Consider the following 25,163-nt stretch of genomic DNA (forward strand, 5'->3'; position numbering starts at 1 on the left):
GCCAGTCAGCTTGCTTTGCTGAGACTGCCGGCTGAGGATTTCCCGGTGCGGCGGTCCTGCTCGATCTCGTATTTGACCTTTTGCCCATCAACGAGTGTCGAAAGACCCGCACGCTCCACGGCGGAAATGTGAACGAACACATCAGCGCCACCTCCATCGGGCTGGATAAATCCGTAACCCTTCGTGCTGTTGAACCATTTTACAGTCCCGGTGGCCATGAATTCTCCTTCGTATCGGTTGCAGCGTTGGTCTGCGCAAGACAGTTAACACCTGACTTGGGGATAGGCGCARCAAAAAGGACAAATCGCAAGACCTTGGATCGATCAGGAAGATCAACGATCAAGGGCGGATAGGAGCCTGAACGGCGATGCGCCAGCRCTGTCCCGCGAACGCGATCACGACTTCGACGGCGGCCGGTTTCGAGATCGGGATGGCGCCAAGGGTGCGCCCGCCGCAGACGATCCGCCACTCCTCGTCCGTCGAAAACACGGCGTAAAAGTCGCGGCCAGCCGTAGGCTGCTCCCCGATTTCCCTAGCATGGTCGTACCATCCGGCGCCTGCTCCAGCAGCCGATTGTCCGCCGAAGCCATGCCGCGCAGCAGCTCTATGTAATCGCCCTTTCCCAAAGCGGAAAGCGGACCAACCGAGCATTACGCTTCGAAAAGGCGATCAGCGCAAAGCCCGCCCTCCTGTGCGATTAAGGAGAGCGCCTGGTGCAGCGCGACGGTCGCAACGGCTTCGACGATCGAAGGAGCGCGATCTCAACGGTTGCCCGCCGAACGACCGAGACGGGCCGAAAACCGAATGGCAGCTTCACGTCTTTGGGTGGCAATAGGGGACGTTTTCCATCGGAGGTGGCTCGACTTGACCGTTTCCAACCATTTGGAATGGCGGCAATGCGCCGTACTGGTGTCATCTAGAACGATCTGAACCATCCCCAATTCATACGGATCGCGACGTTGGGGTGCGGTACAGAACAATGCGCCCTGTCGGAACGAGTTGGGAAAGAAAGTCGAAATCCCGGATGTTTCCCGTGAGTACGCTTGCACCCAGTTGCCGTGCCTGCAGGAAAACCAGAGCGTCGTTGAGGAACTTGCGTTCGTGACCTTCGCCCTTTGGCAAATTGCTCATTCGGAAGAGCAGACCAGCGAGGATGCCGGCTTGCCCCCAAATGGCAGTATCTGGGGCATGAAGTCTGTGCTCCGGTACGTCCGCGATCGTGGCTTGGATCGTTTCCAGAACAGCCTTCGTAGAGGTATGCTTCGGATCAAGTCGGCCGAACACGTGTGTCAACTCGGAAAGGCTCACCGCCGAATGGTGGCATAGCCTATACGTTAAAAGCGTATCCACCCCTGCCRGCGATCGACCCTGCAGAACATCCAGATAGACGGTGGTGTCCAGAAACAATGGACCGCCGATAATCGGTTCGTCGTCRCTCCATGGCAGATCGTCATCCGCCCGGCGCGCGAGCGTTCCCTGGCGTTTCTGGGGCTTGAGTGCTCGCAGAGTTTCGGAAAGATCAAATCCCAAGGTCGATATCCGAGGGAATACTGCCTTTGCGCTTGACGAGACGAGCCCCGAAATCGTCCTCCAGCGCCAGGCGCGACAGCGCAAGCTCCAACAACTCGGTGTCCGAAGTGACGTGGGCGTGCTTCTTGGCCGCGGCGATCAGGTCCGACGATACACGCCCCGACAAACGCGTGTTCTTAGCAGAGCCGAGCAGACCAATGGCCCTCGCCTGCTCAAGGACGAGCTTGTTACGGGTCAGCGCGACCTTTGCTTCGCTGTCTGCAGCAGTATGGATTTGAGCACCCATGCCAACCTCCTGTGTTGAACATAACGTAGTTTACGTTCAACACATTTGCAAGGAGCACTCGCTTACGGTGTCAATTTCTATGTCTGCGCCTATGACTGCTGATAGAAGTTTTCATGTCCTTGAGTCGGTTCCGAACCGCCTGGAGGCGAGCCGCAGCGCCCACGCCGGCGCTGGTCGGCGCAGGCGAAGGCGCGGGCTGATCGAGGCGAGAGTGCACACCTGCACGGCGATCAAGCCGCTATGGCCCGGACATAATTCAGATTCTTGACCCCGACAGCGCCACTGTCGCCGATCTTGAAGCCGCTTTCGCTCAACAGTCTTGCGATCGTGTCCATGTCGACTGAAGCGAACGGCCTGAGCTATCTCGGGCCGTTCGCCCGATCCCGGTCAAGTCATCGATTCAGAGCGCTGATGAACGTTCGCTTTTGGCCCTGTCGCCACCTCCAAACTAACGAAGTTACCTGTCCGCTTTCAGGAAGCGGAAGAACTGAGACCGATGGCGGAGGTTGGGGCGCATTTCTGGATCGTCGGCGACCTTGCCTTCTCGCAAGTCAATAGCAACGATCCAATCGCGATACATGATGGCAGAAATATCATGCAAGGCCCCGGCGATCTGCGCGAGAAGACGCAAGTCGTCGAATATATTTTGGAGAGAGCGCGTCTTTGGTCGCCCTGGGCGTTCCAATCATGTTTGTCATGTCGCGCTAATTCTTGTGTCAGGTTCGGGCTATTGGGCCAAAGAATACGCTCTCCTCGCTCACCACTTAACATCGAGGTCGTCGTCGTAGAGCATACTTGGCATCATACCCATCATCACATGGTCGGGCAGGATACGGGTAGCCCGTTTCTTATGCACTTCGAACCCGGGATATGCATCCTCAATGACCTGCTTGAAGAACGCCTCCGTGCGAGGCTTCAGGCATTCCGAAATTTCCCACAGAAATGCGTGAACGGCCTCGTAATCCGACACGACCTCTTCGGGCCGATGAATCGCTTCGAGATGCTCGAAGAACCTTTCGACATGGTTTCCCGGCGTATTGAAGAGCGGGCGCCTGCCGTCGAAATAGACCACCTCGATCTGCTCGCGGATAGGATCGACATTACCGTGCAATGCGAAATTTCTCTTGTCGATTACGCGCATGAAATGCGCATAAGCGTTGGTGCTTTTGTCGACATCGCGTGCAAAGCCATCGCAATGCTGGCTGAGCAGCGCGAGGCGGTCAGGGATCTTGGCCCRTATAAAGGCCTGATAGGCTTCCGGGGCGTTTCGGATTTCATCGCGCGTGAACATGAGGATCACCATATTGATGAAGGCCTCGGCCATAACCGGCATCAGAAGGTGGAGCTTTAGACAGTTGCCAAAGAGATCGTTTGCGCGTGCGGATACGCCTTGCATGGCTCTTTCTAAAGTTTTCAGCCGCGATTTGGCAGTCGGCGATCTTTTCGGAAAAGCCGTCTTTGCCGGAGCATCAAGAATGGCTGCGTGCAAATCGGCGCACAGGCCTGCGATACTGACGAACTTATTCTGAAAGACGAYGAATTTTTCCAGGCTTTGCAGCACCGCGGATTTCTGCRGGCCGATTCTCGCATAATCATTTCTGATGCCGACAATCAGGTCCCGCCACTGCTTGTGCGTGAGCGCATCGCCGACCATGATATGAACTTCGCGCGACATGCCGCAGATATACACGTCGGTCTGGCCGGCCTTGAGGTTGTAGTCCCAGTGTATCCAGTTATCGCTATCATCCTTGCGCAGGAAGTTTTGAAAACCGTTCGGTTCGCCAAAGCGAGCCTTCAGATAACAGTAGATATCTACCGGCCTGAGCCGCGACCGAACCGCGAGAATGGCGCCGCCTTTCTTTTTCTTAGATTTCCTTTCGCGCGTAATCCATTCCACTACTTCCTGCCGGGTAGCTGCTCGCCATTCGCCGATATTGAGGCAAGCAGGTTCTTCAACAGTCTTCCTCTTCATTCGCTGATGGGACTTACGCGCGATCATCGCGAATATTCAGCGTATAACGTGTGTGCCGGAGTTCACCGGTTTTTGTTAGCGCACCTTTAGCCACCAAGTCCTGCAAGTCCCTTGTTGCCGTGGCGCGGGATGCCTGAGTGATGGCGATATAATTCTCGGCGCTGAGGCCTCCTTTAAAGCCGTAGATACCTTCCCGGAACATCCGGGCGACGGCTTTTTCCTGGCGTTCGTTGAACTGACCCCGGTGGTGCTCGTAGAACTTGGCCTTGGCAACGGAGAATTCGACGCGGGCGAGCGTTACGCGCTGCGCTTCTAGGATCGTGCTGGCGAAGTAGATCAGCCAATCGGTGATTGCGTTGTTTTTGTTGCTGGCCTCCAAACGATCGTAATAGGCCTTGCGGCGACGCTCGATCGTGTAGGCCAGGGCGATAAGGCTCGGCTCGCCCAGATTTTGCGCCAGCGCCTTTTCGCAAAGGGCACGTCCTATGCGGCCGTTGCCGTCTTCGAACGGATGGATGCTCTCGAAATAAAGGTGCGCGATACCAGCGCGTGTGAGCGCGGGAAGCGGAGTCTTGCCCTTGGGCGCGGTATCGTTGAACCAAATGGTAAAGGCCTCCATCTCGGCTCTCACGCGCAATGAGGGCGGCGCCTCGAAATGCACTTTGGGTTTGTCCAGCCGGTTAGAGACGATCTGCATGGCATCGGCATGCTGGCGATAGTTGCCGATCGTCCCGATGCGCCGCTCGCCGGACATCACCATCTTGTGCCAAGCATAGAGCGTGCGGTGCGAAAGCGGGTTGGCAAAATGCAGATACACGTCGGCCATCATTTGGGCGATGCCCCGCTCGGCGGGCGGGATGCGCCTGTTCTCGCCTCCGAGCCCAAGCTGCTGCCGCAAGGATGATTGCAGGCTTGCCCGGTTGAGATACYCCCCCTCGATCTCCGATGTCTTCAAGGCCTCTTCGCTGATTAGATCGATGCGTATCTGGTCGCGGTCATCGGGGCCGACATGGCGAAACACGCCCAGGAACTCGCCCGATCRCAATAGGAACTCGCTTTCCAGCGGGTCCAGTGCCATCTTGTCGTAGGTAAAATGCGGCCAGTCGGCCTGCTCCCAATTCCATGCCATGAGCTATAGAGCGCCTTTCTATAACTCGTAATAGCGAAAAATGTGAGCTATAGCAATCTTATCTATGCCTCAGCCGGTACGCGGCGGCGATGCCGAATACGGGCTGAAAGACACTGGACGCTGGCGGCAACGCGGGCAAATACCGCCCGCAGGAAAAGCCACAGCGGCCAGACCCGCTACTCAGACCAGAACRCCGAGATACACCATGGCCCCGCCGCAACCACTGGTACACTGGCGGGCAACGGGCGATGACTCGACAGTGATCCTCTTAGGGTAACCCCGAACACACGTCCGACTGCTTCCGTGGTGCTTCCRTGACGTGTTTCCCTCCCGCTTTCGCGGAAAAGAGGCCTTGCTAATCGCCTGTTTCACCTTATAAAAATGGCGCACCCGACAAGATTCGAACTTGTGACCTTCGCCTTCGGAGGGCAACGCTCAAGCAGGCGCAACGGAACAGGTCGTCGATGATAGGCGCCGGCGGGCTCGAACCGAACTATCGCGTGGTAGATAGGGATCTTGAAGCGACTGGTGCATCCAAGCGAGATCATGCCMTGTCGCACACGGTGCGGGAGTAAAGGCTCTCCCCAAGTCTGATCCTTAGCAATGTCGAGTCACTACAGGCCCGCCACAGACCCGCCGATGTTCCGCCCCACCCTATCCGTTTCCCCTTTCCTTCTCGGCYTTTGCTTGAGTCAGGCTGCCGCGATTGACGCTTGAATGACAGTGCGTTCGTCCGGCTCGTCCTCAAACGGACGTGTGCCGATGATGTCGCGCCCTTGGTCGCCCCCGGTCCGGCCGAAGCAAGCGAGATCAGTCCAGCCATCGCAAAGATGGTAGCACGAGGTGTTCGAACTCGGTGCCGCTGAAATCCTCAAGGTAAAGTGAATCGCCTGTATACCTCCTAACTCCCAGAGCTGCGGAGCGGATTGATGATCTGAACATCCTCGAAGTCCTTTTCATTGTTTGTCACGACGACGCAGTGATTGGCCTCGGCGATCGCAGCGATGATGGTGTCGAGCGCGCTTCTGGGGCGTCCCTTCGCCTTCCCACCAGCCATAAGACTGGCCCAGACGAGGCCAGCTTTCTCGTCAAACGGCAGGACGCGACCGGCGAACAGCGCTTGCGGGCCTTCGGGGCCGGCGAACCAAGCTTCAAGGGTGCTCCGCTTCCTGCCTTTCGGTTTCTCCAAGATGCCTAGACGGATTTCGGCCACGGTAAGCGAAGCAATGAAGAGGTCGTCGTCTTTCTGCGCGCCCATCCATGATAGCAGCGAGTGCGACGGCTTTGGCTTAATTACGTTGCTAATGATGTTGGTATCAAGAAGGTAGCGGGTCAAAGCTCGACCTTACGCCCCTCTTCTTGCGGCCGGCTGAGGTCGAGATCCGCGCCAACAAGAGGTGAGCGACGTAAAGCCGCGAGAATGCCCCCAGCTTTCGGAGGCTCCCCCGCCACCGCCTTCTGTATGGTCCGGCGAAGCTGCCCGGCTTCTGGACCTTCCTCCGTCAATTTCCGGGCAAGGGATCGGAGTAGATCGCGGTCGGCGTCGAGCGCCTGGATTTCGAACCGCGCGATACCTCGCTCGGTCAGGCGGGACCGGTAGTTTTCGAGGGCTCTCTTCTGCGCAGCGTTGCTCATCGCGTGCCTCCGTTCTATATCCAGATATATAGCCGTGTTTTCTTTGGAGCGCAAGGCTGGTGGACGTGTTCTCGACCACTGTAAATAAAGATGGACCATCCAAGGCATTTGGGACGCTGGGAGCGTGCCACCGTGGGAAGACGCCCCTCATTCATGGAGGCGATCACAAAAAAATCATTGCTACGAGGATGGTCGACCCGTGCCCCGCCGCTGCGGACTCGCCGACACTCCGGTTCGGCTCATCAGCGGGGCGGGGCAAAGAGCGGCCGGGCCAGCAGTCGCGGCATGCCTCGTTGACCCGTCGATATAAGCGCCCAGGCGATTGCTGCAGGGCCTGCCGGTCGGCGACGAAGGTGTCGAGGTGCAGCAGCTGGATCAGGGCCGTTCGCCMTCGGCCAGGCGTGCGGCCAGCGCCCGAGTGGCCTCAAGCATTGTTGACGGGAAGGAAGACGAAATCGGCCCTGCCGTCGCCAAGAACGCCGCGCAAAGCGTCCGCCGCATCGGCAGCGTCCAAGGCCAGGCGCAAGGGACGGGCCACTGGAGGCTCCACCAAGCGGGTCCGGGCGGCGATGTCGGAATTGGCCCTGTGCAGTTCCCCGCCATGCGCAGCGTAATCGGCCGCGATATGGTCGTCTTCGAGCCATTGCGTTGCGCCGAGCGCCAGCCGATGCGCTGCAGCGCCCGGTCCGGCAGCCTGGCCCATTCCGGCAGCCTGGGGAAGTCCTGCAGTCTGGCGCCGGATCGGCCCAACGCCAGGGTGCGGGACGACACCAGCCGACGAGGCGACGCTGGAATCAGCGCTCTGTGCTCAAAGTCAGTCAATGCTGCGTGGCAAGCCGACGTCGGAACGGCTGTGCCTCGGTTTTAAGCAATCGGAAGTGGCCGATCTACGATGTCGGAGCGTCAGCTCCAGACGCCACAACTCGACTTATCTTTGCGGGCCGCGAGGATCGCGTGCGCCGCAATTTCTTTTAAGCTACGCCTAGACAGAAAGGCGGTGGCATTAGCGCGAGGAAATAGGCGATGCAAGCTCAAGCGATTCGGTGCCTTGCTAACCAGCATGGAAGCTGCCGCTCATCCTTTAATATCGGTGAGCGGTGGCCCGACGATCATGACGGTCGGGTCGGCCGACAGAAGCTTCCTAGCCTCCGTCCTGACATCCTCTAGAGATACTGCTTCGATCAGCGCAGCGCGATTTTTGATATAATCCATGGCGAAATTGTCGCGCTGCAGCCCGACCAGTGTCGCCGCAATCGAATCTGAAGACTTGAGGTGGTTAATCGCAAACGAGCCGATCAGGTATTTCTTAGTCGCCGCGAGCTCCTCCTCGGTCGGCCCCTTCTCGGCCATCTCCTTCACTACCTTGCGCACGATGGCAAGCGTCTCGGCGGCGCGGTCGGAGCGTGTCGCAGTCGCCACCACCAGCGCATGGGAATGCTCATGGTCGATCAGACGGGAGCTGACGCCGTAGGCGAGACCGCGTTTCTCGCGCACTTCTTCGAAGAGCCGCGAGGTGAACGGCGAGCCGCCGAGGATCTCGTTCATCAGCACGGCGGCGTAGAAGTCGGGTGAGCTGGGCTTCACGCCGGGCCAGGCGAGCTGCAGCGAGGTCTGCGGCAGGTCGTAATTCACCTCCAACTGCTGGCCGAGCCTGGGCGTGACGTCGGCCACGGGGGCGAGCGTATCCAYCTGCGGCAGGTCCCCGAATACTTCGTCCAGCTTGCCGCTCAGTGTCGCAGCGTCGATGTCGCCGACAACAGCCACATGCAGGCCGCGGCGGGCGAAACTGGCCTTGCGGAAAGTCTTGATGTCGGAGGCGGTTATGGTGGCCAAGCTTTCCTTGGTGCCCTCGCCCGGCCGCGCATAGGGATGCTGGCCATAGATGGCGCGTAGCCAACGCTGCTGCGCCACCGTGTTGGGATCGCGCTCGTTGGCGAGGATGCCGGAGAGAATCTGGCTGCGGATGCGGTCGATCGGCGCCTGGTCGAAGCGCGGGCTGTTGACCGCCAGCTGCAGCAGCTCGAAGGCCTCGTCTTTCTCCTCCGACAGCATGCGCATCGAGCCGTAGGTGCCATCGCACGCTGCCTGAAAACTCATTTCGGCGCCGGCATCGTCGAGCTTCTGCTGGAAGGCGTCGCTGTCTAGGTCGCCGGCGCCTTCGTCGAACAGGCCGGTCATCAGATTGACCAGACCCTCCTTGCCGGCGGGGTCCTGGGCGCTGCCGCTATCGAAAACGAAGCGGAGGGCGATCAGCGGTATCGAATGGTCCTCCACTAGCCAGGCGGTGACGCCCTTCTTCGACTTGACCTCCTGGAAGTTCATCTCGGCGCGCGCTTCAAGCGCCGGCAGCTGCAGGAAGAACAGGGCAAAGCACACGGTGGCGATGGCGCGGCAGACCTTTCCTTCTCGCTTTTCAGGGGAAGGAACACTGCTCATCCGTTCAAGGGCAAGGGTCATCATCAATTCCCCACCTGTTGCTGCGGCAAGAGATAGCCGGTGGTCGAATGGTCGAGCACCAGGTAGCGGGCGGYCACTAGCTTCACCTGCTCCGCGGTGACCTTGCGGACGCGCTCGGGCCTTTCCTCGACGTCCTTCACGTTGCCGCCGCTGGCGAGCGTCGAGCCATACATGTTGGYCATGTCTTTCTGCTTGTCGCGGGCAAAGATCATCGAGCGGACATAGCGCGTCTTGGCGCGCTCCAACTCGTCGCCGGTCACGCCGTCCTTGACGATGCGGGCGATCTCGGCGTCTACGGCCGCCTCGACATCGGCAAGCTTGGCATCGCCGCGCGGCGCGCCATAGACGGTGAAGTTGGTGTTGTCGAGCATGGTGCTCTGGAAATAGGCGCCGGCAGTGGAAGCGATACCCTGCTTGACGACGAGCTGCTGATAGAGGCGGCTGTGATGGTCGCCRCCCAGGATCTCGGCCAGAAGATCGAGCGCCTCGGCCTCGCCGGGCTTGGCCGTATGATAGGATGGCACAACCCATTGCGTCGAAAAGCTCGGCACCGACACGCGCGCATCGGTGAGCGTGACGATGCGTTTGGTGTTCTGCTCCGGTTCGATCGGGCGGATGCGCGGCGGCAGATCCGGTCCGCGCACGATCTTGCCGTAGGTCCTTTCGRCCATTGCCTTCACTGCGTCGGGATCGACATCGCCCGCCACCACCAGAACCGCGTTGTTTGGGTGGTAGTAGACGTCGTAAAACGCCTTCGCGTCCTCTCGGTTCAGCTGTTCCATCTCCTGCATCCAGCCGATTACCGAAATTCGGTAGGGCTGATTCTGCCAGAGTGTGGCATCGACCTCCTCTTCGAGCACCGCCTGCGGATTATTGTCGATGCGCGAGCGGCGCTCCTCCAGGATCACGTCGCGCTCGGTCTTGACGACRTCATCGGTGAGGATGAGGTTGCGCATGYGGTCGGCCTCAAAACCCATCATCTGCTCGAGCGCCGAGGGCGGCACCGTCTCGTGGAAAGCGGTGTAGTCATAGTAGGTAAAGGCATTCTTGGAGCCGCCGATCTCGGACACCGTGCGATCAAGCTCGCCGGCAGTGTGATTCGCGGTTGCCTTGAACATCAGATGCTCGAAGAAATGGGCGATGCCGGATTTGCCGGGCGGCTCGTCGGCACTGCCGACCTTGTACCAGACCATGTGGGTGACGACTGGCGCGCGATGGTCAGGAATGACGACCACTTCCATGCCATTGCGGAGCAGGAATTCGGATGACGACCATTCGCCGGCCATTGGCGACCTGATCCCCGTGAAGACTAAGATGGTTACCAGCAGGGTCTTGGAAACCCAGCCGCCGGGGTTTGCAGCGAACATCGTCATGAATCTGTTTTGCTCCTTGGTGTGCCACGCGTTCGACAGATCGGGTAAGCATGGAACGTGCCAAGCAGAAATTACTTTCGGGCAACGCATCCGCACCCAAACCGACCATGTCGGTTGTCGGACATTGTCGGGTTTCACTCCCCAGCCTTAGCCGATGCGATTGTAAGGGAGTGGTGGTTCGGCACGTTTCCGTTCACGCCGGGGGGACAGCATGCTGGTGCGGTTTCGCTCATGTATTTGGCCGGCGGTAGCGGACACGGTCTCTCCACCTTTCCGCAGCGTCGGTTGGGTCACCGTGCCAACCTAGATCGAGGCGAGAGTACCACCAAATGGATACTGCCCCTCCGAACCGGAGCTGCTTTGGCGGTGCTTACGGGTAGCAGGCCAGACGCCTTGCGGCCGGTCCGCTGCAGCAGCGGTTGATCGACGACATGATCTCGCGCCAGTTCAGCCAGGAGACGCAGCGCAACCACCTCCGCGATGTCGGACGGTTCACGACCCTCTTGGCCGGTCGCCGGACACGGCGACAGCGGACGATCTGCGCCGGTTCCAGGTCGGGCAGGAAGATGACGGCATTCAGATCCAGGCCATGAACAGGCATCGTGCGGCGCTGCGCTTCTACTTCATCCATACGGTGGACCGCCACTTCGCCGCCTGGCTTGGACTGACGCCAAAGCCCCATTCGAGCGATGGCAAGGAGCGGCTCCGAAGCCGCGCGAGACGCGTATGGTGCCGGGCAGCCTGGGCGGCAGTACGAATGGGCCTAATCTGGCGGCGATTCCATGGCTGGCGGTTGGCGCGCTAAGCTATCCTTGTTCGCCAATTGCTCGAGTTCCGCCTCATCGGTGACGCCGGCTCGATAATGAAAGATGATGTTGAGCGCCCGYTGTTCCCGGTCAGTTCTGGATTCGGCAGGAACGCCGGTACGGTCAAACACGCGGCCAAGCAGCGCGACTTCCTCGGGAGTGAACACTTCCCCGCTAAATGGCATAGGAGCTTCCTTAAAATCGAATGCAGGCGCTTCGTGCGATTCTGATTAGCGCTCCACCCTTACAATTCCGCGACGACCGATGCCAATCCGAAACCCCGGTACATGACTCGCCCCGAGTTGCAGAGCGGATCACTCGCCTCAATTTAGCGGTCGGGCCAGCGCTTGGTTACGGCTTTTCGGTACATTAGCGTTGCTCGTAAACAGTATGCAGGCGGACATGAGGCGGTTAGGCTGCTGTGGTCGCCCGCCGGGTTGCCCTTAAGTTCGYGAACGCCCGGTGCTTCTCGTCAAGCCATGGGCTGAACTTGCGCAGCGCCGTTATTTATGTCGCGCGCAATCGAACTCTCGCTCAGCTTGGCTGCAGCCCACGCGCGGTAGGCGACAAAGAGCGCCTCGTCCGGGATGCTCGCGACCGCGCTTGCGGCTGCGCTTGCACGACGGCAGCTTGGTGCCTGCCTCGGCRGACCCCGTATGGCGCGTGCCGGTCAAATCGCCTGTTGATTGAGCGCAGGTCGATACGCGTCTGCGACGTGGAAGGTTCACGCTTTGGGGAGCACCCTCGATCCAACCGCCATGTGAGCCGGTCCGCCGCCGGGCAAGCCGGCTGTTTGGAACGGCTTGCCGATGCTGGCCCGGCTGCAAGGCGTTCAGATGCTCCTGAACACTCGCCTGCCCGGTCTGCTGCTGTTGCAAGGCTGCGTCGTCTGTGCGGGCGAAATCTGAGACGCGGGACGGATTGATCCATCCGAATCTCCTTTGCGTGTTCCGAGCCGCTCAAGCCGGCCTGGCGGATTGATTCTATGGGGCTTAGCTTTCGACAAGCTGACGGATGAGAGCGCTGCACATGGCAGGCTTGCGGTCATGYGCGTGCCAGGCAGTCAGGACGAGATCGAATGGTCGGCCTTTGCATCGACGAGCGCGTGATCTTGGTCGTGAGCCCGCCGCGGGAACATGCAATCATCGTCGTCATCCGCTTTTTGCCATGGCCGCATGTTGGCGAACGCTGACACAGGAGTCGATCATGATGAGCTGGCCGTGGAAAGTAAGCCGCGAACACCCTCCAATTAACTAAACAATTAGCGCAGTCTAATATTATGAAAGCGCTGTCCGCAATTACGGCACTTCGAATTCCATCACAAATGAAACCGTTTTACGCTTGCCATCATCTGCCTGGACACGTATCGCCGACCTGTGGCTCGGTTCGCTCCGTCCCACCTCGGGCAACACCCTCCTGTCCAGAGCGAACTGAGCCACACCTAGCAAGCGGATGAACCGAACAACTCGAACCACCAATTCCGGGACCGCGCACTTGATTCGTCTATGCCGCCCGGCGCGCTGCCTGCGACGGGTTGCCTAAAACATCGCTGTGACGATCGTGACGCCGCTCCCCGCTGATGAGCCGAACCGGAGTGTCGGCGAGCCGTCGTGGCAAGCTTCGTTGACCCGAGTCGATATAAGCGCCGAGGCGATGCTGCAGGGCCTGCCGGTCGGCGACGAGGGGGTCGAGGTGCAGCGGCTGGGTCCGCGGCCGTTCGCCCTCGGYCAGGCGTGCGGCCAGCGCCCGGGTGGCCTCGAGCACAAAGACGCCGCAATCAGCCGTTCTGGCCAATCCCTGGCGAACTTCGGACAATAACCTCTGAATCTGAGCGAGCGAGCCTATGATCGGCGAGCGCAGTTCATGTACACTGTCGCGGCGGACTCTCTTTCGGCATCGAGGGGCCTTCCAGGCGCTCGAGAAGCCGTTCGGCGGGATCCGCGAGGGGGACAGTTCCGCCGTGAGGCCGCTCAAGCCATTGAGCGAGAGATTACCGCCATCGCGCAATCCGCTCTCCTGTCGCCTTACTTCGGTTGGCGCCAGCGACCGCCGGCTCACCGTCCAGTAGACGGTTACGCTAAAAGGGGAGGAACACGAGTGTCAGAACGAAGGCTGAGACTGCGGCGTCCATGATTCTTGACGGCGGATCGAGACCGCGAGCGCTTGGCGTTTGGCACTGTCCAATGTCCGACAATGTTGGAAATGCGACTACCAGAGTACAAGCATCGGATTGAGTTAAAACGGTTTCTCGTTGGCACAGTAAATGCGCTGCCATCCGCAACACGTCACTGAAAAGGAGAAGACGTTTCATGGTCACCCCACCAATGCCGCCGCCGCTGGTCTTCTGAAGGCATCCACACACGACGGCCTTTTCGTCAATTGTCGCCACCCAGCCACCGGTCCGGCGGGCATCGCTGCCCCCCACTACGCGTCCGGTATAAAGCTCCTCCTCATGTCAATCGCGAACATCGCCCGCTGGCCTGCTACCACAAACCTCACAGGAGACTGTTACCCGTGACGGACATCAGACACATTGCAGCGCACGCGTGTAATTACACAAACTTCGATGCGGTTGTTGTCGGCTCCGGGCCATCTGGATCGATCGTCGCCCGGACACTTGCGGAAAAGGGGTGCCATGTGGYCGTCCTGGAATATGGAGGCCCGGCTTGTCCTGGCGCCATGCTCGGGCCTCATCAAGAGGCCTACAGCAAGGCACTCACTTCCAATGGCCAGGCCGATGGCAACCCCTGGACAGCGTGCTGCGTCGGCGGGGGGATGGGTTTCTATAACGCGATAACGTTCAGATACCGACAAGCAGATCTGTCAGCTTCCCAATATCTTACGACTGACATGGCGATTGACTGGCCGATTACCCTCGAGGAGCTCGAACCCTACWATTTGGAGATCGAGCATCTCTTGGAGATCAGTGGCGCGAATGGGTTTCCATCGTATCCACCCAGTCCGCGTGGGCTGATGATATCCAATGCAATGCAGGAACTCGGCATAAGATCAAAAACCATCCCACTAGCAATCAGGCCGCCAGGGACCAACAAGGGATGCATCAATTGTTCGGCTTGCGATGAACTCGCGTGCCCTACGGATGCGAGAGCATCAGTGCTTGCAAGAAACATTTTGGATGACTCCGCCCTGCCAGGGTCAATCTCGGTTCTATACGGCTGTTTCGTCAACCGGATCCAAATGCAGAACGACGGTCGGGCTGGAGCTCTTGAGTGCTATGTGCCGCTCTCATCGGAACTGATCCGTATCCCAGTTGAAAGGGTAATCGTCTGCGCAAACGCGATACAAACAGCGGCATTGATGCTCAGGTCGAAGGGTGACCATGCTCCAAAGGGAATAGGAAACGACTCCGGCCTCGTTGGACGCGGCCTCTCGTTCAAGATTGGTGGCTACTCCGTCGGCTACATGCAGCGAGCCGATCGGGGCTCCGATGCATTTGCTCCCCACTGGGGACCGCATTCGACCGTTTATACCGATGAGTTCTACGAACATAACGGCGCGCCATGCAAATTTGGTGGGCTCATTTATGAAGCGAATTTCGCTTCGCCGAATGAGAACGTAGGCGTCGTGCGCCTGCACTACATAGCCGGAGAAGAGCCATGGTCGCATAACCGCGTCGCGCTTGACGAGGCCGCTGACCAGTACGGTACCCCTTATATCCGTTTTGAATACCGAAGCTCGGAAAATGACCGTGCACGAAGGAATTTTCTCGCCGACCGCGCGGATGAAATTCTGCGCCACCTTGGCGCATTCCGCATCGAGCGAGAGCCATATTTTCCGGGAAAAGGCAGCTCCCACCTGCACGGCACGATGCGCGCCGGTAGTGATCCGAGGAACTCGGTCGTGGACAGCTGCGGCAAGGTCCATGGGTTGACCAACATCCACGTGATGGATGGCTCCGTTATGAACTTCGCCGGGAACAGCAATCCGACCCACACAATCATGGCCAACGCCAGGCGAATGGCGATGTCACTCGGTAAAGGCGCAAATTAGATGCTCGGTCCTGGCTCCATGGACGGTGYATTTTTTTGCCGCTTTGCAGCCGGCGCACCGTTGGGACGAAGACATGACTGCACAGGTCACTGACCCAACCCCTGGTCGAATAGTGCGCGGAGGCATTTCACACCACAGAAAGAGCCGGYCTTTCCAATAAGCATCATTGGGGCTGATATGGGGTGGAAAGCCTTGAAAAATCGCAGGAAAACCGCAACCGTTAATGTTCACCTCGACGACTATGATCACGTAGCCTTCGATCTGGACGGAACCCTTGTAGATTCGGAGGCTGTGGTCGAAAGCGCACTCCGTCGATGGGCACGGGAGGAACGGATCTCTCCGGATAACGCGGTGCRAATGTCGGCCGCCCGCCGCGACGTCGATTTGGTGGCGGCGATCGCGCCCGATCTCTCGCCAGAACGCGAGGCAAATCGCATTGCGGGTTACGAAGTTCAAGCGATGGGACTGTTGCAACCGATCGAGGGCGCCGTAGAGTTCTATAGCTCTATCCCAGCAGAAAGGCGATCTATTGTCACCTCTTCGGCACGGGTTTCGGCCCTTGCCCGCCTTGAGGCGGCTGGACTCTCCTGGCCGCGGATCATGATTGCAGCCGAGGACGTCAGTCAGGGAAAGCCGTATCCGCAACCCTATCAAACGCTGTTGAGAATGCTGGGCATCGCAGGCAAAAGATGCTTGGTTTTTGAGGATTCCCCCACCGGAATTGAAGCGGCGATCGCGGCAGGCTGCGACTGCGTCGGCGTCGGCCCCAATGCCAGAGATCATCCTGACACAAGGGATTGGATAGAGAACTTTGGCGAGGCTTCCTTTCAAACCAGCTGAGTTGAACCTGCTCCACAGACCTAAGGGAGGGGCCACGAATGAAAGTATCAACGAAACCCCGCACCTCACTTTTTGATGAGGTGCTGGTAGAAGGCTCGGTACTTGCCCATTACGTGGCGGAGCGAAACCATTATGAGGAACTCCTCGACGAACTATTTCGTTCGTCCGGAGAAGCTCGTAACATGATCGGCAGCCGCTGTATTTGGCACATAAATTCCACCGCATTCGGCGGCGGGGTGGCCGAAATGCTTCCACACCACATTTGCCTGCTTCGGGAGCTTGGTTTTGATGTGCGTTGGCTCATCTTTAAGCCGAAGGAAGAACAATTTTTTCAATTCACCAAAGCGCTTCATAATTCTCTTCACGACGTCAAGGTGGCAGGCGTGAATGATCTGCTCCCGCATTATCTTGAGGCATCGCAGAGAGGCGCTGCGGAGCTGGAAAGGATCATCAGGCCAGATGACTTTTTGGTAATTCACGATCCRCAGCCTCTTGTTGCAGCCGCGAAGTTCCTTGAATCTCATCCRCACCCGGCTATCTGGCGATGCCACATCGGATATCCGAAGCGCACCCCGACGGTCGACAAAATCTGGGAATTCTTCGGTGAATACCTCCGTCAATTCCAACGCATTGTCCTAAGCGACAAGGAATATGCCTTTGATACTGATCTGCCCATAGATATCATCCCGCCATCCATCAGCCCATTTTCAAGCAAAAACCGTAATTATGAAGGGCCAGCGGGCCAGGCGCTAGACCATTTGGTTTCGTTCAACAGCCAAGAATTCGAGCCCACCCCTTCCCTTCAGGACATTCTCGGCTCACGGTATTTCCTTCATGTATCCAGGTGGGATGGACTGAAAGGTATTGACCGGATTATCGCCGCTTACGATCGCTTTGTGAAAACGGCGCTCGCGGAAGCCTACGATACACGCCTGGTGATCGCGGGACCGGATCCTTTGGATGTTGCCGACGATCCTGAAGGACGGGAGTATTTCGAGAAATGCGTCCTATTATGCACTCAATTATCAGAGGAAGTGYAGCGGCGGGTGTATCTGGTCTGTATCTCGATGAAGGACCACGACGCAAACGCGGAAATCGTCGGCCGGCTGCAACAGAACGCCCATGGAGTATTTGCTCTATCTCGCGAAGAGGGCTTCGGCCTTACGGCAACAGAGGCTCTGTTCCGAGGCAAACCCGTCGTAGTGTCGTCCGCCTTTGGTCTCAAGAGGCAGGTCGTAAATGGGCTTAATGGCGTTGTCCTCCACGAGCCGGACATCGAGGATAAAGCTGCAGAAATGATGCATCGCCTTGCGGTCGGTTATAGTGATTTCGAGGAGATGGCCAGAACCGCACGCGAACACTGTCTGCGCTCGAGCACGCAGATCTCGCAAATCCCAAAGTGGTATCACTCGATGCAATCCGCTCTCTCCAGTTTCCAGGTGCGTTAACGGATTCGTTCAGTCCAAGAGTCATCTGAGCCAGGCGGCGGACGTCTCCGCACCGCAGGACACGTATGGTGTGAACCGGCTGCGAAAAAATGGACGTTTGGTGGCGCAGCTCGATCGCTTGGCACGCGCTTGGYCCTGGCAATTCGGCAAGCGGCGACAATTCCTCACAAACCGGTGTTAAAACTTTCGGCATAAAGCGGGTCGGCGTGATCTACGTCTTTACAACTCTGCTCGAGATCGACGGCCCCTGATCGGCCTCACCTCGACATGGTTGGGAGGGTGCTTAACCGACATTGGATTGCCGCCGATCGGCGACGAGGTTGTTGAGGCGCAGCGGTACGTTGCCCGCCCGGTTACCGAGAACTTTGTAACAAATCTGCCAAATTGTCGTTCCGAGGGTCAGCAAGTCGACGATGCGGTGCGGTCCGACAACACGCTAAATCAGCAATTTTTGAGTTGGTACGGCGCTTGCTTGGTCAGAGCAGCATCCGATCGCTTGTGAGGGCGAGATGGAGAGCTTGCCCACATTAAGCAAAAGGCGAATAGCATGCAGCGAACTGAAGTAGAGCGATTCATCAACGATCTTGGAGCAAAAAGCAGTCCGCTCGCAAACCTCAAACCACGCGCTGGAGGGCTTGCATCGATTGTAGCGGTTGGAAAGGGCCTCGGCTACGACATCACGCTTGACGAGGTTAGAAGTCATATACGTGCGAAAAGCCAAGGAAGGTTAAGTAAGAAGCTGCGCTCGATTGCTTGCCGCAATCGTGGTTCGATTGTTTCGACCGGCCTTGTACATACGGTCGCGTTGGCTAATTCAGATCCGCATTTATCCATGAGCCCCCTGCAAGTCGGGGAAAAGGCCGCAACCGTCGCGGTCGTCATCGTTATTGTAATTGCTATTGCGGTCGCCAGTTGATGAAATTTAGTTCTGGCAGCTTTGGCTTGGAYGAGCCTGAAGAGAACATGAAAGCAAACCTCGTCGAGCATGAGATTATGCCATCAAGCCGACAAGGGGCCGCTTCAGCGGCTCGCCAGCACGCTCGCAGCGACGGCTGGCGGCAAGTTTTTGACCGGCGCACGCCGGAGGAACGGCGCACGTTGTCACACATCAAACGCTTCATGGAGCGGCTGGCCGGTGATAGGAAGTTCCGTACGGCGCTTTCGGAGAACGTCGACAACCCTCGAATAGTGACCGCGTCCTACGGGATCGAAGTTGACCCAATGCAGATACTGCCGCTCTGGTGCGGTGACTACGTGAAGTACCGCTTCAAATCGGAGTCTGCCCCGTGGCCGCTAGCTATGATGTGGGATGAGTATATGCGCGAGATGTTGCGCCATCGAGACCTCGTGCGCCGCCAAGGCGAAATGTCGACGATTAACCCTCGCTTTCATGCCTGGCGCGAGCGCCAGATCCGGCGCTGTAACGACGAATTGGGCGAATTGGGGACGTCGATCGCGCACCACACCATCGCATTCGAGCTCAGTGAAGGCTRCACCGTCGGTTGCTGGTTCTGCGGCCTCTCGGCGGACCGCTTCAAGGGTTATTATGAATATAGTGAGGAGCATGCTGAGCTTTGGCGCGGCGTGGTCGGTGCCGCGAGCGATATGTTTGGTCCGGCGGTCCGCACTGGCTTCTGCTACTGGGCTACAGACCCAATCGATAACCCGGACTACGACCGTTTTCTGTTTGACTTCTATCAAATCACGGGCGAATTGCCACAAACGACGACGGCCGCCCCGCTAAAGGATCAAGCACTCACTAGGCGCGTGCTCGAACTGTTCGAACGTTACGGTCGCGTGCCAAATCGTTTTTCGGTACTAAGCACGAAACATCTCGATCAGATTCACGCGGCGTTTTCGCCCGAGGACCTGATGGGGGTCGAACTCATCCTGCAGGGCAAGGATGGGCCGACCGCAAAGGCTGTTACCGGGCGCGCGCGAGAGCGAAAGGAGCAGCTCAAGGCAACCAACAAAGATGAAGCAACCCTCTTGCCGGAGGGCTATCCCACGACAATCGCCTGTGTTTCCGGCTTCCTCGTAAATATGCGGAAGGGGCGTTTGCAACTGGTGGCGCCGGTACCGGGTAGCGACCGCTGGCCTCTCGGGTACCGGATCGTGGCTCAACGTTTCTTCAGGACACCTGACGAGTTCCGGGAAGGGCTCGAGAGCATCGTTGACAAGCATATGCTCGAAAGCCCACCTCCCAACCTGCCGATCCGCTTCCGCCAAGACCTGCAATACGAGGCAGAGAACCGGCACTTCCGTCTCCGCTCACGCAATACTGAGCATTGGGTGCTCGACGAGCTCGTTCCGATTTCCGTTGGCCAAATAATCGCGTCCGGCAACTATACAGCCTCGGAGCTGATTATGCGGGTCGCAACGGACGGAGCGAGYGCCCTTGCAGTCGCCGACCTGCTCGACCAGCTTTACGCGGCCGGGGTGATCGAAGAGGATCTCGACGATCTTTCCCTTGGCAGGATGGGATGACAGGCCGCATGCCGCGGGCGTCGCCATCTACGGCGACAGCGGCATGGGCAGGACGACAATCATGAGGGGTGGCTAGCATCCRCCAAGTGAATTCGGTGACCGGTTCCGGCTGGGAGCAAATGAGCTCTAGCAGGCTTCTCTGATTGGGTTGTTGAGGTCAAGCTCCTTCTGCTCGGCGTGCTCACGCGCGCCGGCGACGAAACCTTGCGCAGCGTGCTGGTGGCCGGGGCTATCGCTATCAGGCATTTCCGACGCGGCCGAGGCGCCGTCTCACCCTGGCTCGCCGGCCTACTCAAGAACAAGCCGCCGAAACTGGCTGCCGTGGGGCTAGCGAACAATATCGCGCGCATCGCCTGGAAGGTAATGACGAACGGCGATATCTACAGAGCGGAGCCTATGCCGCCAGCCTTGGCGCGCGCGGCATAGAAAGCGGCCAGATACGGGGAACATCTCTACTGTTACCTTGCTGACGTGCTGAGCTGGTGCCGGAACTTGCGAGAGAATGAGCAGTTGGTGTGATCGATCGATCCGAGACGCGGGACGCAAAGGCCCGACATATGATCTCAAGCGATCCGATTAATCACTACTCAACAATCTTGCGATAAGCGTGCCGTCACATATGGGGTCAGCGGAGTGAGGCGTGTTAATCTGTYGAACGACCTTGAGAGAGTTCGYCCCAGGATCGTRCCTGCTAACGAGATCGCCTTGCCCATCGTCCACACGGGAACGATCCGGCTCACGCCCTTTCGGGCGGAATCAACTCCTCCTTCGTTGGTCCGTCCTGACCGGACAGCTTGAACCAAGGCCGGCGTTTATCTCGGTCCTCGACCGCGGCGCCGGTGCTAGCCAAACTTCGACAAGCGTCGAGGACAGCCCAGGGGACTTCGCCGAGCGTCGTGGCCAGGTCCACATAGGAAATAAAGTCGTGAGTCAGCTTGGCTTCGACAGCCCGCTCAAGAATAGGGTCGCGCCGGACTATCCAGGCGTCGTTGGTCCAATGGATAACGTCGTCCCAGACGATGAAATGCGCGCCGCAGCCTGTGTCACGCCATACCGAAGGGAAGATCGTCAAACCATCTTTGCCATTGTACAGGCGCCACGCAGGCCCGGCGCGGCCGTCCAAATTGACGGTCAGGATATCGCCACAGCCATCGGGGCAGCGCATAACCAAGGATCGCACCACGCCGCGCTCAACGATGGCTACATCTCCCGGTTTCTTGACCAGTTCAACCGCTTCGGCCTGGCGTTCGACGACGCCTTTCTGGTGGATCTCTCGCGTCTTCATAATTACCGACTTAATCTTGTATCCCTCACCAGAGAGACGGATTCGTCACCTGCGTCAGGAGATTGGCTGCGCATTGATATGCGCGCGCGGCATTAGGGCCTTTTCCTTTGGCGAAATAGAGCAGACCGGCGCAGACAGCGATAGAGTATTCACGCCGCACATCCAAGGAGACGGCACGGCCTTCCCTGAGGATCGTCGTTCGCAGAGTAACGATAGCTTCAAGGCGATGCTGTGCAGAATGGCCCTCCAGCATGTGACTGATGGATACCGCGAACAAATCGCCGCTATAGAAGTCCTCGAGGACATTATCAGGTATCTGCTGCGCATCTTGAAGCTGGTCATCAAAAGCCAGTCCGACATCCAGTCGGGCGACATCGTGAGATAAGGGCCTACGCGCGGCGCGCGTGAAATCGATCAACACAGCATCAGAAAGCCCTTCGCATACGAAAACATTGCGCAGGTTTAAATCATCATGGGCGCGGYAGACCGCGTGCAGACCGGCTGGGATGGATCCTAGGCGGTTGAAGAATGCCTTTGGCGAAGGGCCCTTGAAACCGACCCTTCCCAGTCTCCGATAGGTCCGGAAAAGTCCTGGCTCGTAAGCTGTCTGGCGCGGACGCGGCAGGAATTCCGGCAGAAGCGACAACGTCTTCACTTCCGGCTCCTCTCGCCATCGGCGCAAAACGCGGTCGTATATCGCCTCGATGACCGGGCGTACGTCTCTCTGTGTGACCACGGCGTCAAGCCGATCCGCATGTTCGACGAACCGGGACACGGAAAGTTGCAATGTAGCCCCAAGAACACAGCGGTCGAGGCAAAGCGGCGCACACCCCCTGAAGGGCACTCGATCGGCAACGACATCGCGGTAGGTGTTGATCTGCTCCTCGATCTGTGCTGCCGGGCCGCACTTGACGATGAACGGTGTCAACAGGCCGTAGCCTTCCGTTTCGACTTTCCACACCGACGCCCGGGATTTCCCTCCGTTTTCGCTGGAAATCCTGATGGCTGCAAAGTCATGAAAGGCGCGGCGCATCAGGAGATCGACTTCCGGGTCGAGGGTCTCTTCCAACGGGCCCCCATCGCTATCCAGAACCAGCAGGCTCAAATTGGYCGAAGGCCCGCAACGGCAGCGTGCACAGGCCTCAGCAATCTTTTCCCAATCGGATAGAACGGCAAGCTGGCTGAGTATAACACCGGGCTTTTTGTCCCATTGCGCCAGAACCCCTGTTCCGGACTTCGCGGCACCGAGCGCCGCTGCCTCTTGACCGGGCAATGCAACCACGACGATCAATATGCCGCGCTGGGCGGCCTGGGCGAGTGGCAGCAGGCGCTTCACCAACTGACGCAAGCTGTCAGGACGGGAAAGATCCTGGGCCAATACCAGCAATGCCCGCACACCTTCGTCGGCCAAATCGGACGGTGCTCGATAGGTCTTCAGATGAAGCTGGCGTGCGATGAACGCTGCTGGCGGCGCCTCGCCGCCCTCAACCAACACGATGGCGCGCGCATCAGCCTTCATGCCGTCGCCAGATCATCGGCCATGAGTCCGCCATGGCGAGGGCATTGCCGGCAGCACAGACGATACAGGTCGGATCCGGCGTCGATTTGATGGGACGTACCGCACCGTCGATCGGCCTCCCGACTAGGTGCCGGGCCTGACCTGGAAAACCAGTGCTCGCCGACAACAACATGGACACCGCCATTGAGGAGGTAGCCRCATTAAGCGATATGACCGCCGGTTGGGGTTCGAAATGACCCACGAAATACGGATCACTGGTCTGGTCGGCGAGCAAGTCGCGGCGTATAGCGACAGGATCGAGCAATGGGTGACAGTTCAGGCAGGCCAGCGTTTCGGCCAACATTTGCACGCGTGTGGACATGTTGGTAACCAAGCTGTCCTTGGCATCGATGCGCACGCCCACGTCGATCATCGGCAAACGATATTGATAGGCCAACTGGTTAAGCACGGCGCGGCTTCCATGGGAGTCCGTACAGCACATGACGAAGTCGCAGTCGAGAAGCCGACGTGTCGTGGCCTCTGCGACTACCGTCTCGGCATACCCATCGACTCTTATATCGCGGCGAGCGCGCTTGGCCGCTTTTTCAGCCACCGCAACCTTGCGCAGGCCCACATCGCCTTCTTCAGCGCCAATCAAGCGGTTCAAGTTGGTTTCCTCGACCGACTCCGGATCAATCAAGATCAAGCGACCGGTGCCGAGGCGAGCAAGTTCCTCGACCACGACGGACCCGGTACCGCCGACACCAACCACCCCAACTGTCATGCCATTCAGCAGCCGCTGCCCTGCCGCRCCAAAGGCACGTACATTGCGATCGAAAATCTCGGGCATCGGCTCACCCGCGTCGACRCCGTCGCGGTCATAAGTGTGCAGTGTCGCGCCAACCTCCTGCACGCGCTCGATCTCCAGAGTCGTCTGCCCAGCCGCATCGAATAAGCGCGTGCGAAACCCTCTTGGCCCGACGACAAGGAAGCCATGCGGGCCCTTGGGCGCACGAAAATGCTGAACCGGTGCGAGAACGACCTGCGCAGCATCGTCCACCGGAGAAAAAGCAAGGTTGCGCTGCCGCGGGTGCGAGTGCGCGAGGATAAGGCCAATGCCCTCCATCCGAGCGCGCTTCAGCATGTTTGCAACGAAGGCCGGCTGCAGGCTGGCTTCGATATTACTGCGACGGACATAGTCCTCGGCCGCCGGGTGAACGACCTCGCGCACCACAAGGCGCATGCCGCCGTCGAAATGCCCTTGGGCAACGAGCAGAGCTGCCGCCGCCTCGAGGGGCGCGTCTTTAARCAGAGCATCGCGAAGGGCTGTCCATTCGCCAACGCGAAAAACGAGCCTGTTCATCGCACCTCGCCAAGCCGGCGACGAATGACGTTCAGATAGGTGAACATGTTGTCGCTGTTTGGTTGCCACGTCGCAGGATGCCAAGAGAACCAGAGCCAGCCAGGCGGGATACCAGGCGCAGCCTGCTGTCCAGTGTTCTGCGGCGCGCCGCCATGTTCAAGCGCCAGGGCCGGCTCGGTCCAGAAACAGTCGGGAGCTGCTTGCGGATAACCCGCAGGCAGTATGAATTTTACCGCGACCGCGGTCCGATTCCAACCCGGGGGCAAAGCAACGGCCGGGACGCTTACCACGACTGTGCCCCCGGCCTGCGGCTCCATGGTGACGCCAGCGTACCGGCCGACGAAGGCCTCGAAATGCCGCTCTATGATCGACATCAACCGAAGGTCGCCGGAGGAACAGTGTAAAAATGCATGCCGTTTTTTAACGTCACCGCCTCGGTATCACCTATCTGACGGTCGCTGTCGTGACCGTGACCTTCCAGGAATAATTGATATTGCGCGTCCTTGCCGGCAATCTGCTTCAGTTCAGCCCCTGTAATGCTTTCCTTTTGTACCTCGAAATGCACGCCGTCTATGTTGATTGAAAACTTGGGGTGATCGTCCTTGGCCATCGCCGTCCTCTGGATAAACTTGGCCGGGCGAAATGCCGACCTTGGTGTTACGCACCATCCTAAACCATGATCGCATGGTGCGAAAAGGCGCACCGCTAACCGCTAACAGCTAAATTGTTCCTGCCTTCTGCGCAGAGACCCGCAGCATTTGAGACGAGTCGGCGGTCTTGTTAAAGCCTGTTCCATCGAATGATTTTGCCCCCCCAGCCCGAGCAACAATAATTTCCCGCTAAACAACGCCTTGCACACTAGATCGCGAACATCAAGTAGCGTGCCGAACTTCGCACTTGGCTGGCAAGTGGGATTCGGCTCGCACTGCTTATCGTCATCGTATCCGACTGCGAGGACCGCGCGGCCCTCAACCAAAGGCGAGTCATTCGGTCCGGCACCGGGAGGAAGGTGCTCTTACGATCGAAGTTCGAATAGACGGAAA

23 protein-coding genes and 2 pseudogenes are annotated in these 25,163 nt (G+C 58.6%); 7 read left to right on the forward strand and 18 right to left on the reverse strand.

What is annotated here, in order from left to right; genetic code table 11:
• Positions 1 to 5: 5 nt before the first annotated feature.
• From LCM4576_RS11565 to LCM4576_RS36800, 11 genes are all read right to left on the reverse strand, one after another.
• A complete protein-coding gene (locus tag LCM4576_RS11565; RefSeq protein ID WP_041005646.1) occupies positions 6 to 218 on the reverse strand; it encodes a cold-shock protein in 213 nt (70 codons plus the stop codon).
• 724 nt (positions 219 to 942) lie between these two features.
• Positions 943 to 1,530 carry a type II toxin-antitoxin system VapC family toxin gene (locus tag LCM4576_RS34625; protein ID WP_083361372.1) on the reverse strand — a complete coding sequence of 196 codons (588 nt, stop codon included), beginning with the start codon at positions 1,528 to 1,530 and terminating at the stop codon, positions 943 to 945.
• Complete coding sequence (locus LCM4576_RS11575) at positions 1,520 to 1,816, reverse strand: hypothetical protein (RefSeq protein ID WP_042646561.1); 297 nt, start codon at positions 1,814 to 1,816, stop codon at positions 1,520 to 1,522. The genes LCM4576_RS34625 and LCM4576_RS11575 overlap by 11 nt, the downstream gene beginning before the upstream one ends.
• 757 nt (positions 1,817 to 2,573) lie before the next feature.
• Positions 2,574 to 3,815, reverse strand: coding sequence for a hypothetical protein (locus LCM4576_RS11580; RefSeq protein WP_131803238.1), 1,242 nt, complete (start codon positions 3,813 to 3,815; stop codon positions 2,574 to 2,576).
• Positions 3,802 to 4,917 carry a Fic family protein gene (locus LCM4576_RS11585; protein WP_071032244.1) on the reverse strand — a complete coding sequence of 372 codons (1,116 nt, stop codon included), beginning with the start codon at positions 4,915 to 4,917 and terminating at the stop codon, positions 3,802 to 3,804. The genes LCM4576_RS11580 and LCM4576_RS11585 overlap by 14 nt, the downstream gene beginning before the upstream one ends.
• A 901-nt stretch (positions 4,918 to 5,818) precedes the next feature.
• Positions 5,819 to 6,253: a PIN domain-containing protein gene (locus LCM4576_RS11590; RefSeq protein ID WP_041005642.1), complete on the reverse strand. Its 435-nt coding sequence runs from the start codon at positions 6,251 to 6,253 to the stop codon at positions 5,819 to 5,821.
• On the reverse strand, positions 6,250 to 6,552 hold the full coding sequence (locus LCM4576_RS11595) for a hypothetical protein (protein ID WP_040972818.1): 303 nt from the start codon (positions 6,550 to 6,552) through the stop codon (positions 6,250 to 6,252). Before LCM4576_RS11595 ends, LCM4576_RS11590 begins: the two co-directional genes overlap by 4 nt.
• A gap of 424 nt (positions 6,553 to 6,976) precedes the next feature.
• Positions 6,977 to 7,255, reverse strand: a complete 279-nt coding sequence (locus LCM4576_RS11600; RefSeq protein WP_071032245.1) for a hypothetical protein — start codon at positions 7,253 to 7,255, stop codon at positions 6,977 to 6,979.
• Between the two features lie 371 nt (positions 7,256 to 7,626).
• Positions 7,627 to 9,012, reverse strand: a complete 1,386-nt coding sequence (locus LCM4576_RS11605; RefSeq protein ID WP_071032246.1) for a pitrilysin family protein — start codon at positions 9,010 to 9,012, stop codon at positions 7,627 to 7,629.
• The gene (locus LCM4576_RS11610) at positions 9,012 to 10,295 is read right to left on the reverse strand and encodes a pitrilysin family protein (RefSeq protein ID WP_244510790.1); all 1,284 of its coding nucleotides are present in this window, start codon (positions 10,293 to 10,295) and stop codon (positions 9,012 to 9,014) included. The genes LCM4576_RS11605 and LCM4576_RS11610 overlap by 1 nt, the downstream gene beginning before the upstream one ends.
• A gap of 457 nt (positions 10,296 to 10,752) precedes the next feature.
• Entirely contained in the window at positions 10,753 to 11,013 is a 261-nt protein-coding gene (locus tag LCM4576_RS36800; RefSeq protein WP_198540238.1) for a hypothetical protein, read from the reverse strand.
• Positions 11,014 to 11,022: 9 nt separating this feature from the next.
• Here LCM4576_RS36800 and LCM4576_RS35735 point away from each other — a divergent pair.
• Positions 11,023 to 11,187, forward strand: a pseudogene (locus tag LCM4576_RS35735) (transposase); the annotation flags it as partial.
• Here LCM4576_RS35735 and LCM4576_RS34640 read toward each other — a convergent pair.
• Together LCM4576_RS34640 and LCM4576_RS34645 are read right to left on the reverse strand one after the other, a co-directional pair.
• Positions 11,146 to 11,373 carry a hypothetical protein gene (locus LCM4576_RS34640; RefSeq protein WP_040972798.1) on the reverse strand — a complete coding sequence of 76 codons (228 nt, stop codon included), beginning with the start codon at positions 11,371 to 11,373 and terminating at the stop codon, positions 11,146 to 11,148. The pseudogene LCM4576_RS35735 and the gene LCM4576_RS34640 sit on opposite strands and share 42 nt — an antisense overlap.
• Before the next feature lie 1,318 nt (positions 11,374 to 12,691).
• Positions 12,692 to 13,195: a hypothetical protein gene (locus LCM4576_RS34645; RefSeq protein ID WP_131803239.1), complete on the reverse strand. Its 504-nt coding sequence runs from the start codon at positions 13,193 to 13,195 to the stop codon at positions 12,692 to 12,694.
• Positions 13,196 to 14,038: 843 nt separating this feature from the next.
• Here LCM4576_RS34645 and LCM4576_RS11630 point away from each other — a divergent pair.
• The 6 genes and pseudogenes from LCM4576_RS11630 to LCM4576_RS11650 all read left to right on the forward strand — a co-directional run.
• On the forward strand, positions 14,039 to 15,199 hold the full coding sequence (locus LCM4576_RS11630; protein ID WP_407067374.1) for a GMC oxidoreductase: 1,161 nt from the start codon (positions 14,039 to 14,041) through the stop codon (positions 15,197 to 15,199).
• 192 nt (positions 15,200 to 15,391) lie between these two features.
• Positions 15,392 to 16,039 (forward strand): HAD-IA family hydrolase, encoded by a 648-nt coding sequence (locus tag LCM4576_RS11635; protein ID WP_244510783.1) that lies wholly within the window; start codon positions 15,392 to 15,394, stop codon positions 16,037 to 16,039.
• Positions 16,040 to 16,077: 38 nt separating this feature from the next.
• Complete coding sequence (locus LCM4576_RS11640; protein WP_071032251.1) at positions 16,078 to 17,487, forward strand: glycosyltransferase; 1,410 nt, start codon at positions 16,078 to 16,080, stop codon at positions 17,485 to 17,487.
• Between the two features lie 547 nt (positions 17,488 to 18,034).
• Positions 18,035 to 18,403 (forward strand): hypothetical protein, encoded by a 369-nt coding sequence (locus LCM4576_RS36270; protein WP_131614341.1) that lies wholly within the window; start codon positions 18,035 to 18,037, stop codon positions 18,401 to 18,403.
• Positions 18,404 to 18,450: 47 nt separating this feature from the next.
• Positions 18,451 to 19,974, forward strand: a complete 1,524-nt coding sequence (locus LCM4576_RS11645; protein ID WP_116397927.1) for a radical SAM family RiPP maturation amino acid epimerase — start codon at positions 18,451 to 18,453, stop codon at positions 19,972 to 19,974.
• A 171-nt stretch (positions 19,975 to 20,145) separates the two neighbouring features.
• Positions 20,146 to 20,400 (forward strand): annotated as a pseudogene (locus LCM4576_RS11650) (IS110 family transposase); the annotation flags it as partial.
• A gap of 310 nt (positions 20,401 to 20,710) precedes the next feature.
• On the opposite strand, the gene LCM4576_RS11655 reads toward LCM4576_RS11650, so the two are convergent.
• Genes LCM4576_RS11655 through LCM4576_RS11675 form a run of 5 tightly spaced genes read right to left on the reverse strand, consistent with a single transcriptional unit; the run spans position 20,711 to position 24,730 of the window.
• Complete coding sequence (locus LCM4576_RS11655; protein ID WP_050070887.1) at positions 20,711 to 21,259, reverse strand: DUF6527 family protein; 549 nt, start codon at positions 21,257 to 21,259, stop codon at positions 20,711 to 20,713.
• A gap of 25 nt (positions 21,260 to 21,284) precedes the next feature.
• Positions 21,285 to 22,778, reverse strand: coding sequence for a lipopolysaccharide kinase InaA family protein (locus LCM4576_RS11660; protein WP_071032252.1), 1,494 nt, complete (start codon positions 22,776 to 22,778; stop codon positions 21,285 to 21,287).
• Positions 22,768 to 24,120 carry a ThiF family adenylyltransferase gene (locus tag LCM4576_RS11665; protein ID WP_071032253.1) on the reverse strand — a complete coding sequence of 451 codons (1,353 nt, stop codon included), beginning with the start codon at positions 24,118 to 24,120 and terminating at the stop codon, positions 22,768 to 22,770. Before LCM4576_RS11665 ends, LCM4576_RS11660 begins: the two co-directional genes overlap by 11 nt.
• Positions 24,117 to 24,494, reverse strand: a complete 378-nt coding sequence (locus LCM4576_RS11670) for an E2/UBC family protein (protein WP_042646587.1) — start codon at positions 24,492 to 24,494, stop codon at positions 24,117 to 24,119. The genes LCM4576_RS11665 and LCM4576_RS11670 overlap by 4 nt, the downstream gene beginning before the upstream one ends.
• Positions 24,494 to 24,730, reverse strand: a complete 237-nt coding sequence (locus tag LCM4576_RS11675) for a multiubiquitin domain-containing protein (protein WP_042646589.1) — start codon at positions 24,728 to 24,730, stop codon at positions 24,494 to 24,496. The genes LCM4576_RS11670 and LCM4576_RS11675 overlap by 1 nt, the downstream gene beginning before the upstream one ends.
• Between the last annotated feature and the right edge of the window lie 433 nt (positions 24,731 to 25,163).

The sequence above is a fragment of the Mesorhizobium sp. LCM 4576 genome (assembly GCF_001854815.1).
In the GTDB taxonomy this organism is placed as follows: Bacteria; Pseudomonadota; Alphaproteobacteria; order Rhizobiales; family Rhizobiaceae; genus Mesorhizobium; species Mesorhizobium plurifarium.